Annotated in this window: 17 protein-coding genes, 1 tRNA gene and 1 riboswitch; of the genes, 11 read left to right on the top strand and 7 right to left on the bottom strand. The window is 63.6% G+C overall.

All coding sequences use genetic code 11. The features are described 5' to 3' along the window. Window position 1: 1 nt before the first annotated feature. Window positions 2-76, bottom strand: a tRNA-Thr gene (locus SxD43FB_RS11365). A gap of 115 nt (window positions 77-191) precedes the next feature. Between SxD43FB_RS11365 and SxD43FB_RS25900 the strand changes: the two genes are divergently transcribed. Beyond that, window positions 192-317 (top strand): hypothetical protein, encoded by a 126-nt coding sequence (locus SxD43FB_RS25900; protein WP_255245689.1) that lies wholly within the window; start codon window positions 192-194, stop codon window positions 315-317. Here SxD43FB_RS25900 and SxD43FB_RS11360 read toward each other — a convergent pair. Next, a complete protein-coding gene (locus SxD43FB_RS11360) occupies window positions 314-2,104 on the bottom strand; it encodes an aminopeptidase P family protein (protein WP_096062270.1) in 1,791 nt (596 codons plus the stop codon). The two genes, SxD43FB_RS25900 and SxD43FB_RS11360, sit on opposite strands and share 4 nt — an antisense overlap. Before the next feature lie 121 nt (window positions 2,105-2,225). Between SxD43FB_RS11360 and SxD43FB_RS11355 the strand changes: the two genes are divergently transcribed. After that, complete coding sequence (locus SxD43FB_RS11355) at window positions 2,226-4,289, top strand: S9 family peptidase (RefSeq protein WP_096062269.1); 2,064 nt, start codon at window positions 2,226-2,228, stop codon at window positions 4,287-4,289. A gap of 141 nt (window positions 4,290-4,430) precedes the next feature. Beyond that, window positions 4,431-4,826, top strand: coding sequence for an acyl-CoA thioesterase (locus tag SxD43FB_RS11350; RefSeq protein ID WP_096062268.1), 396 nt, complete (start codon window positions 4,431-4,433; stop codon window positions 4,824-4,826). 114 nt (window positions 4,827-4,940) lie between these two features. Here the strand turns inward: SxD43FB_RS11350 and SxD43FB_RS11345 are convergent, their stop codons facing one another. Next, entirely contained in the window at window positions 4,941-6,791 is a 1,851-nt protein-coding gene (locus SxD43FB_RS11345) for an ABC transporter ATP-binding protein/permease (protein WP_096062267.1), read from the bottom strand. Between the two features lie 251 nt (window positions 6,792-7,042). On the opposite strand from SxD43FB_RS11345, the gene SxD43FB_RS11340 reads away from it, so the two are divergent. Beyond that, window positions 7,043-7,360 carry a hypothetical protein gene (locus SxD43FB_RS11340; protein ID WP_037476942.1) on the top strand — a complete coding sequence of 106 codons (318 nt, stop codon included), beginning with the start codon at window positions 7,043-7,045 and terminating at the stop codon, window positions 7,358-7,360. A gap of 13 nt (window positions 7,361-7,373) precedes the next feature. Here the strand turns inward: SxD43FB_RS11340 and SxD43FB_RS11335 are convergent, their stop codons facing one another. Both SxD43FB_RS11335 and SxD43FB_RS11330 read right to left on the bottom strand, forming a co-directional pair. Further along, window positions 7,374-7,781 (bottom strand): type II toxin-antitoxin system death-on-curing family toxin, encoded by a 408-nt coding sequence (locus tag SxD43FB_RS11335; protein WP_069065719.1) that lies wholly within the window; start codon window positions 7,779-7,781, stop codon window positions 7,374-7,376. Window positions 7,782-7,787: 6 nt separating this feature from the next. Next, window positions 7,788-8,015: an AbrB/MazE/SpoVT family DNA-binding domain-containing protein gene (locus SxD43FB_RS11330; protein ID WP_081912942.1), complete on the bottom strand. Its 228-nt coding sequence runs from the start codon at window positions 8,013-8,015 to the stop codon at window positions 7,788-7,790. 85 nt (window positions 8,016-8,100) lie between these two features. Between SxD43FB_RS11330 and SxD43FB_RS11325 the strand changes: the two genes are divergently transcribed. The 6 genes from SxD43FB_RS11325 to SxD43FB_RS11300 all read left to right on the top strand — a co-directional run bounded on the left by SxD43FB_RS11325 (window position 8,101) and on the right by SxD43FB_RS11300 (window position 9,884). Next, window positions 8,101-8,355 carry a type II toxin-antitoxin system ParD family antitoxin gene (locus tag SxD43FB_RS11325; protein WP_069066941.1) on the top strand — a complete coding sequence of 85 codons (255 nt, stop codon included), beginning with the start codon at window positions 8,101-8,103 and terminating at the stop codon, window positions 8,353-8,355. Next, window positions 8,352-8,639, top strand: a complete 288-nt coding sequence (locus SxD43FB_RS11320; protein WP_069065718.1) for a type II toxin-antitoxin system RelE/ParE family toxin — start codon at window positions 8,352-8,354, stop codon at window positions 8,637-8,639. The genes SxD43FB_RS11325 and SxD43FB_RS11320 overlap by 4 nt, the downstream gene beginning before the upstream one ends. 70 nt (window positions 8,640-8,709) lie before the next feature. Beyond that, window positions 8,710-8,928, top strand: coding sequence for a TraY domain-containing protein (locus tag SxD43FB_RS11315; RefSeq protein WP_069065717.1), 219 nt, complete (start codon window positions 8,710-8,712; stop codon window positions 8,926-8,928). After that, the gene (locus SxD43FB_RS11310) at window positions 8,912-9,178 is read left to right on the top strand and encodes a type II toxin-antitoxin system RelE/ParE family toxin (RefSeq protein ID WP_069065716.1); all 267 of its coding nucleotides are present in this window, start codon (window positions 8,912-8,914) and stop codon (window positions 9,176-9,178) included. The genes SxD43FB_RS11315 and SxD43FB_RS11310 overlap by 17 nt, the downstream gene beginning before the upstream one ends. Before the next feature lie 47 nt (window positions 9,179-9,225). Continuing rightward, entirely contained in the window at window positions 9,226-9,474 is a 249-nt protein-coding gene (locus tag SxD43FB_RS11305) for a DUF4160 domain-containing protein (protein WP_069065715.1), read from the top strand. Next, window positions 9,471-9,884 carry a DUF2442 domain-containing protein gene (locus tag SxD43FB_RS11300; protein ID WP_069065714.1) on the top strand — a complete coding sequence of 138 codons (414 nt, stop codon included), beginning with the start codon at window positions 9,471-9,473 and terminating at the stop codon, window positions 9,882-9,884. Before SxD43FB_RS11305 ends, SxD43FB_RS11300 begins: the two co-directional genes overlap by 4 nt. A 47-nt stretch (window positions 9,885-9,931) precedes the next feature. On the opposite strand, the gene SxD43FB_RS24760 is transcribed toward SxD43FB_RS11300, so the two are convergent. After that, entirely contained in the window at window positions 9,932-10,288 is a 357-nt protein-coding gene (locus SxD43FB_RS24760; RefSeq protein WP_141249499.1) for a hypothetical protein, read from the bottom strand. 51 nt (window positions 10,289-10,339) lie between these two features. Next, window positions 10,340-12,271: a phosphomethylpyrimidine synthase ThiC gene (gene thiC, locus SxD43FB_RS11295; RefSeq protein WP_096062266.1), complete on the bottom strand. Its 1,932-nt coding sequence runs from the start codon at window positions 12,269-12,271 to the stop codon at window positions 10,340-10,342. Window positions 12,272-12,315: 44 nt separating this feature from the next. Next, window positions 12,316-12,425: riboswitch (TPP riboswitch) on the bottom strand. A 21-nt stretch (window positions 12,426-12,446) separates the two neighbouring features. On the opposite strand from thiC, the gene SxD43FB_RS11290 reads away from it, so the two are divergent. Further along, on the top strand, window positions 12,447-12,743 hold the full coding sequence (locus SxD43FB_RS11290; protein WP_255245688.1) for a hypothetical protein: 297 nt from the start codon (window positions 12,447-12,449) through the stop codon (window positions 12,741-12,743). Window positions 12,744-12,778: the final 35 nt, after the last annotated feature.

The raw sequence follows: 12,778 nt of genomic DNA, 5'->3' as shown, positions 1-12,778 counted from the left end.
ATGGTGCTGCTGGGGAGGATTGAACTCCCGACCTCGTCATTACCAATGACGCGCTCTACCACTGAGCTACAGCAGCACTCTGTTTCTCATCCGCAAGCGCTCGTCGCGCTGGGAGCCGGGCCTATGGCTGCGTGCGCTGCCCTTGTCAAGGCGGGTTGCGGCGGATGATGCAATTTGCTTAGGGCGTCGGCATGGCCGAGACACAGGATGACAAAAAGGCGCGACTGGCGCAGGCGTTGCGCGACAATCTGCGCCGTCGCAAGGCGCAGGCGCGGGAGACGCCACCCGCCCCCACGCCCGATCCCGCCAAGGATTAACCCGCCGTCAGCGGCGCGCAGGCCGCCTTGAGCCACGCCAGCGCGTCGCCCTCCAGTTGCGGCCCGACCACGTCCAGCACCTGGGCATGATAGCTGTCGATCCACGCCTGCTCTTCCGCGCTCAGCAGGTCGGTGGCGATGAGCGCCCGGTCGATCGGCGCGAAGGTCAGCGTTTCGAACCCCAGCATCGGCTTTTCCGCGCCCGGCACGGCGCGTTCCTCGACCAGCACCAGATTTTCGATGCGGATGCCATATGCACCAGTCTTGTAATAGCCCGGCTCGTTGGACAGGATCATGCCCGCCTGCAACGGCTCGTCGCCGCCGCCAAAGGTTGCGATCCGCTGCGGCCCTTCATGTACCGACAGGAAGCTGCCGACGCCATGGCCGGTGCCATGGGCATAATCCAGACCCTGCGCCCAGAGATATTGCCGCGCCAGCACGTCGAGCTGGCCGCCGCGAGTCCCCACCGGGAACACCGCCCGCGCCAGCGCGACATGGCCCTTCAACACCAGCGTAAACCGCTCCTGCATCTCGCGGGTCGGCGTGCCGATCGCCAGCGTGCGGGTGACGTCGGTGGTGCCGTCGCGATATTGGCCGCCCGAATCGACCAGATAGAGCGTACCTGTCTCGATCGGGCGGTTGGTCTTGTCCTCGACCCGGTAATGAACCACCGCGCCATTCGGCCCCGCGCCGCTGATCGTGTCGAACGACAGGTCTTCGAGCAGGCCTGTGTCCTTGCGGAAGGCTTCCAGCCGGTCGGCGGCGGACATTTCGGTGAGGCCGCCCTTGTGCGCTTCGACCGACACCCAATGGAGGAAGCGGCTGAGCGCCGCGCCATCGCGCGCCTGCGCGGCCTTGTGCCCGGCAATCTCGACGTCGTTCTTGATCGCCTTGGGCAGCACGGCCGGGTCGCGCAGCGGCAGCACGGTCGCGCCGCCATCTTCCAGCGCGTCGAAGATCGCGGCCACCGCCCGTTCGGGGTCGGCGACCACCGTCTTTCCAGCAAAATCCTGCAGCGCGGCGGCGAAGTTCACACCGTCGCTGACCCGCACGGCGTTGCCCAGATGCTGGGCGACGGCATCGTCCATCTTTTCGGGCGCGACATAGAGGTCGGCGGTCGCATCGGCATGGATGATCGCATAGGCGAGCGCTACGGGCGTGCGATCGACATCCTTGCCGCGGATGTTGAAGGCCCAGGCGATCGAATCGAGCGCGGACAGGACGGCGGCATCCGCGCCTGTCTCCACCAGCCAGTCGGCGATCGCCTGCCTTTTGTCGGCGGCGCTGCGCCCGGCAAAGCGATCCTCATGCACCACCAGCCGTGCGGCGCTGGGCGCGGGGCGGTCGGGCCAGACCGCGTCGATCGGGTTGGTGTCGACCGCGACCAAGGTCGCGCCCTTCTTCGCCAACGCGGCGCTCGCCGCCTTTACCCAGGCGCTGGTGTGCAGCCAGGGGTCATAGCCGATCCGGCCGCCGCTGGGCGCATGAACGCCCAGCCAATCGGCGATCGAGGTCTGCGGCACGCTCTCGTAAGCCCAATGCGCTCCGTCCACCTGCTCGCGCACCTGCAACGTATAGCGGCCGTCGGTGAAGATCGCCGCCTGTTCCGGCAGCACCACCGCGCTGCCCGCCGACCCCTGAAACCCCGTCAGCCAAGCCAGCCGCTGGGCATAGGCGCCGACATATTCGCTCATATGCTCGTCGGTCAGCGGCACGACGAAACCATCGAGCCGGTCCCGCACCAACTGCGCGCGCAGCGCCTTCAGCCGGTCTTCATAGGTGGACATTCATGCTTCCTTGTCTATCGGCCCTTGCGCAGGCCGCAAAGGCGACAACATAAGCGGGCAAAGGCGCTTATGCCAGCGCCGCCGACCCGATCAAAACGACCCGATCATATATGGACACTGAATGACCGATCTTTCCCAGCCGCCCGTTGCCGCCCGCCGTCCGCACAGCTTCACCCATCATGGCATCACCCTGACCGACGATTATGCCTGGCTGCGCGACCCCGGCTACCCGGAGGTGACGGACAGCCAAGTGCTGGACTATCTGGCGGAAGAAAACCGTTATTTCGAAGCGGCGATGGCCCCGCACAAGGCGCTGACCGACACATTGTTCGCCGAGATGAAGGGGCGGATCAAGGAAGACGACCAGTCGGTGCCGCAGAAAGACGGCGACTATATCTATTGGCGCGCCTTCGAAATCGGCGCGCAATATCGCAAATGGTATCGCAAGCCTGTGGCGGGCGGGCCGGATCAGCTGATCCTGGACGAAACCGCGCTGGCGCAGGGGCATGACTATTTCCGGCTAGGCGCGATGTCGGTCAGCCCCGATGGCCGCTATCTCGCCTATGCGATCGACACCAACGGCTCCGAACGGTTCGAAGCGCGGATCAAGGATCTGCTGAGCGGCGAAATCCTGCCCGAAATCATCCCCGACACGCTGTCATCGCTGGTGTGGACCAGCGACAGCAAGGGGCTGCTCTACGGCATCGCCAATGACAATTGGCGCACCGACAATACGCGGCTCCATTGGCTGGGCCAGAGCGTCGCGAGCGACGTCGAACTTTTCCATGAGGATGATGAAGGCTTCCGCGTCTCCGTCGGCCTCACCTCCTCGGAAAAATGGATCGTCATCGCCACCGGCGACCATGTGACGACCGAAGCCTGGCTGATCCCCGCCGACAATCCGCTGGCCGACCCGATCCTGGTCGCGCCGCGCCAGCCGGGCCGCGAATATGATGTCGATGAGCATGAGGGCCGCCTCTACATCCGCACCAATGACGCCCACCCCAATTTCCGGTTGGTGACGGCCTCGCTCGACGCGCCCGACCAGTGGACGCAGGTGATCGCGCCCGACGATCATTTCTACCTGACCGACTTCACCCTGTTCCAGCGCTTCTACGTCACCGAAGGGCGGCAGGACGGGCTCGACCAGATCGAATTGCGCGATTACGCCACCCACAGGCCACAGCGCATCCCCTTCCCCGAAGCCAGCTATTGCGCGGGGCTGGACGATAATCCCGAATATGATGTGACGAAGCTGCGCATCGGTTATGAATCGATGGTCACGCCCGACACCATCTATGATTATCATCTGGATGACGGACGGCTCGAAGAGTTGAAGGTGCAGGCCATCCCGTCGGGCTATGACGCCAGCCGCTACACGACCGAACGGCTGATGATCCCGGCGCGTGATGGCACCGCGATTCCCGTGTCGATCGTCTACCCCAAAGACCTGCCCCGCGACGGCAGCGCGCCGCTGCATCTCTATGGCTATGGCGCCTATGGTCTGGCGATGGAGCCGGGCTTTTCGACCGGGCGCCTGTCGCTGCTGGATCGCGGCATGGTGTTCGCGCTCGCACATATTCGCGGCGGCGATGATCTGGGCCAGCAATGGTATCTGGACGGCAAGCTCGACAAGCGCACCAACACCTTCACCGATTTCGTGGACGTGGCAAAGGGGCTGGTCGACCTTGGCTATACAGCGGCGGGCAAGATCGGCATTTCCGGCGGGTCGGCGGGCGGCGAGCTGATGGGCGCGGTGATCAATAGCAATCCCGACCTGTGGGGTGCTGTGGTGGCGCATGTGCCCTTTGTCGATGTGCTCAACACGATGCTGGACGAAACGCTGCCGCTGACACCGGGCGAATGGCCCGAATGGGGCAATCCGATCGCGGACAAGGCTGCGTTCGAGACGATTTTGGGCTATGATCCTTATAGCAATGTGACGGCGCAGGCCTATCCGCCGCTGATGGTGACGGCGGGCCTCAACGATCCGCGCGTCACCTATTGGGAGCCGGCCAAATGGGTGGCAAAGCTGCGCGCCAACAAGACCGACGACAATATCCTGCTGCTCAAGACCAATATGGGCGCGGGCCATGGCGGCAAGTCGGGCCGGTTCGAGAGCTTGCACGAAATGGCGGAGGAGTTTGCGTTTCTGCTGTGGCAGTTGGGGGTGGTCGAGGCGTGAAAGGGCCAACCTCTCACCCGTTCGGGCTGAGCCTGTCGAAGCCTCTTTCTTCCTTCCAGGAAGTAATGCCCCCTTCGACTGCCCGCCTGCGGCAGGCGCTCAGGACAGGCTTCGACAAGCTCAGGGCGAACGGAGGATAATATGCCATCATCCTACACCTGCCAGATCACCGCTACCCCCGACGACATCGACATTCTTGGTCATGTGAACAATGCGGTCTGGGTCCAGTGGATGGAACGTGTGTCGGTCGAGCATTGGAACCGCGATGCCGACCCGGCGCATGTCGATGCCTATATCTGGGTCGTGACCCGGCATGAGATCGACTATCGCGGCAATGTGACGGCAGGCGACAGCGTCACCGCGCGCACCTGGATAGCGGAGGCACCCCGCGGGGCGCGCTTCGACCGGATGATGGAATTTACCGATGCCGACGGCAAGGTGAAGGTCGCGGCCAAATCCACCTGGGCGATCATCGACAAGGCCACCGGCCGCATCCTGCGCGTGCCGCCGGAGGTGGCGGCGAACTTCGTCGATTGAGGCCATGACGCGGTAACGACGAGAGGTAGACCGTTCCCCGGCGGAGGCCGGGGTCCAGGGCGACGCGGCACCGCGCCTGGGGCCTCTGGACTCCGGCTTGCGCCGGAGAATAGGTCAGGAGGATGGCACCACCACCTCGAACACATCGCCAACGCCCCCCTCACCCGGCAGCGCTTCCCGCTCGCTCGCCTGCCGGTTCCACATCAAAGCGTAAAGGCCATCGGCGCGCACCAGATCGGCGTGGCGGCCGCGTTCGACGATGCGGCCCTGGTCCAGCACGATAATCTCTTCGGCATCGACCACGGTGGACAGGCGATGCGCCACCACCAGCGTCGTGCGCTTGCGGCTGATGTCGCGCAGCACGGTCTGGATTTCGGTTTCCGTGCGGCTGTCGAGCGCGCTGGTGGCTTCGTCCAGCACCAGCAAGGGCGGGTCTTTGAGTAATGTCCGCGCAATTGCCACGCGCTGCTTTTCCCCGCCCGACAGCTTGAGGCCGCGTTCGCCGACGCGCGTGTCATAGCCTTTGGGCAGGCTGAGGATGAAGTCGTGGATCGACGCGGCCTTGGCCGCTGCTTCGATCTCGTCCTGCGACGCGCCTTCGCGACCATAGCCGATATTATAGCCGACCGTGTCGTTGAACAGCACCATGTCCTGCGGCACGATGCCGATCGCGGCACGCAGCGAGGCCTGGGTCACCTTGGCGATATCCTGCCCGTCGATCGTCACCTGGCCCGACTGGATATCGTAGAAGCGGAACAGGATGCGCGCGATGGTGGACTTGCCCGCGCCCGAAGGCCCGACGATCGCCAGCGTATGCCCGGCGGGCACTTCGAAACTCACGTCATGCAAAATCTCCCGCTCCGGGTCATAGCCGAAGCGGACATGATCGAACCGCACCGCGCCGCCCGGCGCCCGTAGCACCGTCGCGTCCGGCGCATCGGCGACCTCGGCCTGGGTGTCGATCAGTTGATACATCGCCTCCATGTCGATCAGCCCTTGGCGGATGGTGCGATAGACCATGCCGAGCAGGTCGAGCGGCCGGAACAGCTGGGCGAGCAGCGTATTGACCAGCACGACGTCGCCGGTGGTGAACTGGTCGACGCTCCAGCCCCACACGCTATAGGCCATCGCGCCCGCCATCATCAGGTTGGTGATCAGCGACTGGCCGACATTGAGCCAGGCAAGGCTGTTCTCGCTCTTGATCGCCGCCTTGGCATAGCGGCGCATCGCCCCACTATAGCGGTCGGCCTCCCGCTGTTCCGCGCCGAAATATTTGACCGTTTCGAAATTGAGCAGGCTGTCGACCGCATGGGCGACGGCGCTGGTGTCCATGTCCACCATGTCGCGGCGCAGCTGGTTGCGCCATTCGGTCACGGTGCGGGTGAACCAGATATAGGCGACCACCATGACGAGCGTCGCAGCGACCAGGCCCCAGCCGAACTTGAACAGGAAGATGGCGCAGACCGCGACCAGCTCGATGATGGTGGGGGCAATGTTGAACAGCAGGAAATAGAGCATCGTGTCGATGCTCTTGGTCCCGCGCTCGACGATCTTGGTGACCGCACCCGTGCGCCGGTCGAGGTGGAAGCGCAGCGACAGGCGGTGGAGATGGACGAACACGTCATCGGCGAGGCGACGGCTGGCCTCCTGCCCTACCTTCTCGAACACGGCATTGCGCAGATTGTCGAACAGCACCGCGCTGAACCGCGCACCGGCATAGACCAGCACCAGCGCGATGGCGAGACCCACCGCCGGTTCCATGCCCGGTGCCATCCGGTCGATCACGCCCTTATAGGCAAAGGGCATGGCGATGCTGATGAGCTTGGCGAGCAGCACCAGCAGCATCGCGATGGCGACGCGGCGGCGCAGCGCGGGCGCGTCGGCCGGCCACAAATAGGGCAGGAAGCGGCGGAAGGTCGCCCAGACGGGCGGCAAGGGAGCGGTTTCGGGCGTTTCGGGAGGCATAAGAGGGCTATGTAGGGCTTATGGCCGGGCGGTCCAGTGGCAAGGGGGGTGCGGGCCGAAGGACAGGCGGCGTCGCGGCCTTAGCTTCGCACTTTTCCCGCACATTGCGATACTATGTTGCGCCGCATTGATCCTATCGCAAAGCCTGGGCGAGAGCATAGCAGCGTTGCGGCCGGTAGGACAGCGCGCTTGCGCAGGCGGGTCTGCCATGGCAGCTTTCGGTTCGTCTCGAACGAGCGAAGGACGGCCCGATGCAACCCTTCACCATGGCGCTGGCACCCGAAAAATTGTGGCAGGCGATCAATCCTCTCTATTGGACGCAGAATGGCGGGCAGATCGGCCTCGTCAACATCACCCTGGGGCAGACGGCGCGGCCCGACATCGAACGCACGGTGCTGGACGAGGTCGGCAGTTATGGCCGCCAGATCGGCCGCATCGGCGACGCGCTCGAAATATTGATCCGCCATTTCGACACGACGGACCTGCCCCAGCCGGAACGCGACGCACTGGCGATACTGATGGGGCAGCTGGCCGACGTGCGCAAGATCAAGGCGCGCGAGCGGGGGTAACGGAACGGCGCGGTCAGGCGGGGGCGAGGTGCTGGCGGAACCAGTCGGCCAGGTCCGCTTCGCCCAGATTCCCGGCGGCGAAGTCCAGCATGGTGCGGGTCGCGTCGCTCGCGTCGAAACTTAGGGCAACGCCGTTGAGCGCCAGAAACAGGCGCGCCAGCACCCAGCCGGTGCGCTTGTTGCCATCGACGAAGGGATGGTTGCGCACGACGCCGAAAGCATAGGCAGCGGCCAGTTGGCAGTGATCCTCCTCACCATAGGTCCACTGGTTGAGCGGACGTGCCAGCGCCGATTCCAGCAATCCGTCATCGCGGACACCGGTGCCGCCGCCATGTTCGGCCAGTTGGCGGTCATGGATAGCGAGCGCGACGGGCTTTTCGATCCACACCGGCTCGCGGCGCTGTTCGCCGCTTTCCACCATGTCCGCTTACTTCGCCAACACGCGCAATATGTCGCGATCCTCGCGCATGATCTGTTCGGCCAGGTCCATCTTCGATTCAAAGTCGGGATTGGCCGCGGTCAGGCGCACGCCATCGGGGGATTCGGTAACATAGAGCATATCCCCAGGCCCGACGCGCAGTTGCGCCAGCAATTCCTTGGGCAGGATGACTCCGGCGCTGTTGCCGATCTTGGTGATTTTGAGGGGCATGTTCATACGCTCGTTATAACATAGATAGCGGCGAGGGTGCAACGGCCACGCTTCTTGTCAAGAATAGCGCAATATTGTAGGCATTATGGCCATGGCACAGATGAACATCTCCCTCCCCGATGGCCTCAAAAGCTGGATAGAGGCCCGCGTCGCCGAAGGCCGCTACAGCAGCAGCAGCGATTATGTCCGCGACCTGGTTCGGCGCGAGCAGGAGGCGGAGGAGAAGCGCCGCGCTCTGCGTGCCGCGATCGAAGAAGGGCTAGCGTCGCCGGAAACCGACGCGACCATCGCCGACATCATCGCTGACGGTCGCGCCCGGCGGGCCGCCCAATCAAACGCGGGATGATACTGCGTATCAGGGCGAAGGCCCGGCGCGACTTGGACGACATACTCGACTATAGCGTCGCTGGGCATGGCGAAGTGGCAGGCGAAACCTATCTGCTTGCCATCGACACGGCACTCGACCGGCTTCGCGAACATCCCGAACTGGGCATGGCACGACCCGATCTTGGCGATCGGATTCGCAGCCTGCCGGTTCGCGAACATCGCCTTTTCTATCGCTTCGACGGGAAGAATATTTCGATAGTCCGCGTGCTGCACAAGGCGATGGACCCGGCGCGGCACTTTTGACGGGCGTGTAGCGTGCAATTGCGTGTTTGGCGCAAGTGCTATATATGTATAGCAACCCTTGGAGGCTGATATGCTTGCCGTGCGCCTGACGCCTGAATTGGAGAGCCGCCTTGATGCGCTGGCAGCGCGGACGGGGCGGACCAAGACATTTTATGCGCGCGAAGCAATCGAGGCGCATCTGGATGATCTGGAAGATTTTTATCTCGCCGAGGAACGGATGAAGGGTTTTCGCGCGGGCGACGCCATTCCACTTGCCGATGTGAAGCGCGATCTTGGCCTGGACGATTGAGTTCCTGCCCGATGCGGTAAAGGAGTTGAAGAAACTCGACCGTAGCGTGGCCCGGCGGATCATTACGACATTGGAGGAACGGATCGCCACGCTGGACGATCCGCGTACGCTGGGCAGCGCGCTGACCGGCGACCATGCAGGCTATTGGCGCTGGCGGGTCGGCGATTATCGCGTGGTGGCGCAGATCAAGGATGAGCGGGTGGTGATTATCATCGTGCGCGTGGCGCATCGGCGAAAGGTGTATCGGTGAACTCGTTGCTCGCTTGAAATAACCCAACAGATAGGTTATTTATCGCCATGGTTACGATCTATCGTGCGCATGGCATGCGCTTTGTCATCTACACGCACGATCATGAGCCGCCGCATGTCCATGTGCTGGGCAATGGCGAGTTGAAGGTCGCGCTGTCGCCGGATGGCGCGCTACCCCAACTCATATATGCGATCGGCATGAAAGCGGCGGATCGCAGGCGGGCGATGGATGTGGTGCTGGAGCGGCAGGCGGCGTTCATGACGCACTGGCGCTCGATACATGGAGATGAGGAATGACGGGTCACTGGTCCGATGCGCAGATCGACGCGGCAGAGGCGCGGGGCCGGGACGCGCTGGCCAACGAACCGCGCGCGCTGGCCGCGCGCTATGACCGCAAGGCGGGGCGCATCATCGTCGACCTCGCCAGTGGCGCAACCTTCGCCTTTCCGCCCGGCCTGGCGCAGGGTTTGGAAGCGGCCACGCCCGATCAACTGGCAGAGGTGGAGATTGCGGGCGCGGGCTTTGGCCTGCATTGGGAAGCGCTGGACGTGGACCTTTCCGTCCCGGCGCTGATGGCCGGATCGTTCGGCACCAAGGCCTGGATGCGCGAACTGGCGCGGCGCGCGGGCAGCGTGACATCGCCCGCCAAGGCAGCGGCGGCAAGGGCTAATGGGGCGAAGGGTGGGCGGCCGAAGAAGGTGGGGTGATATTATCCATTTGCAGTCCGCCAGTTCGCTACAGCCGCCAAATATTTTCATTCTGGATCAATTTGATCGACCAAACCTTGCCGAATGAGTTCGTCCTTCCACGCACTCTTGCAATGGCGGACACGGATACAATCGACTTCATTTATCTGCATTGCTTCAACCATCCGGCCAAATTCTTCGTCTGTCTGAGGTTGGCGAGAGATATAACAATGGCCGGGGTCATCCCCTAACCAGCTCATCATATCACTCGCAACATCTTCCCAGACGCCGCAAAACAAACAACACCCATTTTCGACATAGAAAGAGCCGGGCACGTTTGCCGGATGAGGCGGCATAGGCTTGTAACTCGGACCGGGAGGGCGCTGGCCCGTCAATCGCCTTCGCAATTTATCGAGCCAGCTCACAGCCTATCTCCCTAACACAAGATCAGCTTCTATCGCTCAATCCCGTATCCCTCAATCCCGCTCCCTATCCCCAGCGCCCATATACAATTCACTCCCCGTTTCCCTGAACACTCTGCTCATTTCCGCCATGCCCTGTTCGGCGGAGGCGGGGTCCAGGGGCGTACCCCCTCCACCATTCGGCTGCGCCGAACGGTCCCCCTCCCCGGAACGGGGAGGATTGGCGGCGATGAACGCATCAGCCTCTTGATTCTGCTTCGCGGCGAAATCGCGGACCTCCTGCGTGATCTTCATCGAGCAGAATTTGGGGCCGCACATCGAGCAGAAATGGGCGCTTTTCGCGCCTTCCGCGGGTAGCGTCTGGTCGTGATATTGCTCCGCCGTGTCGGGGTCGAGCGACAGGTTGAACTGGTCGCGCCAGCGGAATTCGAACCGCGCGCGGCTGAGCGCATCGTCGCGCACTTTCGCGGCCGGATGCCCCTTGGCCAGATCAGCGGCGTGGGCGGCGAGTTTGTAGGTCACCACGCCGACCTTCACGTCGTCGCGATCGGGCAGGCCCAGATGTTCCTTGGGCGTCACATAGCAAAGCATCGCCGTGCCATACCAGCCGATCATCGCCGCGCCGATGCCGCTGGTGATATGGTCATAGCCCGGCGCGATGTCGGTGGTGAGCGGCCCTAGCGTATAGAAGGGCGCTTCGCCGCAGGCTTCGAGCTGCTTTTCCATATTCTGCTTGATCTTGTGCATCGGCACATGGCCCGGCCCCTCGATCATCACCTGCACATCCTGTTCCCAGGCGCGCTTGGTCAGTTCGCCCAGCGTATAAAGTTCGGCAAATTGCGCCTCGTCATTGGCGTCGGCGATCGAACCGGGGCGCAGGCCGTCGCCCAGCGAATAGGCGATGTCATAGGCCTTCATGATCTCGCTAATCTCGTCGAACCGCTCGTAGAGGAAGCTTTCGCGGTGATGGGCGAGGCACCATTTCGCCATGATGGAGCCGCCACGCGACACGATGCCGGTCACGCGCTTGGCGGTCATCGGGATATAGGGCAGCCGCACGCCCGCATGGATGGTGAAATAATCGACGCCCTGTTCGGCCTGTTCGATCAGCGTGTCGCGGAAAATCTCCCACGTCAGATCTTCGGCGACGCCGCCGACCTTTTCGAGCGCCTGATAGATGGGGACGGTGCCGATCGGCACGGGCGAGTTGCGAATGATCCATTCGCGCGTGTCGTGGATGTTGCGGCCGGTGGACAGGTCCATCACCGTGTCCGCGCCCCAGCGGATCGACCAGACCAGCTTGTCGACTTCGGCCGCGACGTCGGACGCGACCGCGCTGTTGCCGATATTGGCGTTGATCTTGACCAGGAAATTGCGGCCGATCGCCATCGGTTCGGATTCGGGATGGTTGATGTTGCTGGGGATGATCGCCCGGCCGCGCGCCACTTCGTCGCGGACAAATTCGGGCGTCACATAGTCGGGGATGTCCGCGCCCCAATCCTGCCCGTCGCGGATATATTCGGAAAGGCGCGCGCGGCCCAGATTTTCGCGTTCGGCGACATATTCCATTTCCGGGGTGATGATGCCGCGACGGGCATAGTGCATCTGGCTGACATTCGCGCCCGGCTTCGCGCGCAGCGGACGGCGGGTGCCGAGCGGGAATTGCGCGACGCCCCCCGACCGATCCGGCCCTTTCAGCCCATTATCCTCCGGCCGCACTTCGCGTGGCGCATAGTCCTCGACATCGCCCCGGCCGACGATCCAGTCGTGACGCAGCGTCGGCAGGCCCGCGCGAATGTCGATCTGCGCGGTCGGATCGGTATAGGGACCGGACGTGTCGTAAACCCGCACGGGCGCTTCGCCGCTGCCCGGCTCCAGCGTGATTTCGCGCATCGCGACCTTCAGCGGGCCGACATGGATCTTGCGCGATCCCCTGATGGGGCCAGTGGTGACGCCGATTTCGGTGCGGGCGGGAACATCTGCCATATTCGTCTCTCCTTCATGGGCGAGGAGAGCGACGGCGGGCGGTGTAAAAGCGCGCTGACCCTCCCTACGCCGGTGTTAGCCGGATCAGGTTCAACGGGTCGCAGCCACATAGCTGCCTCTCAACCGTCTGCGGACGGTCCCCCGGGGATGCTGGACAGGGTAAGGCGTTCGCGGCATGAGTCCAGCCCTTATGTCTCACCATCCCACCCCCGATTTGTCGACCAAGGAAGGCCGCAAGGCGTGGCGGCATGAATATCGCATGGTCGCGGTGCGGCCGCGCCGCTGGGGGCTGTGGCTGCTGACCGCCGGATTTCTGCTGCTGCTCGCGCCATCCGCCTTTGGCCTGCACAGCATCCTGGGTTGGTCGCCCAGCCTGATCGGCATGGCACTGATGCTGGTGGCGACGCCGTTGCTGATCGCGGGGGCGGTGCTGCGGCGGCGCTATCGGCGCGGGCGGTTGGGCACCGGTTAGAATCTGCACGGCCCGCGCGATTGGCTGTTGCATTG

It is taken from the genome of Sphingobium sp. D43FB (assembly GCF_002312805.1).
GTDB lineage: Bacteria > Pseudomonadota > Alphaproteobacteria > Sphingomonadales > Sphingomonadaceae > Sphingobium.
Note: the sequence above shows the minus strand (reverse complement) of the source record. Positions and strands in the feature narration are given on the sequence as shown.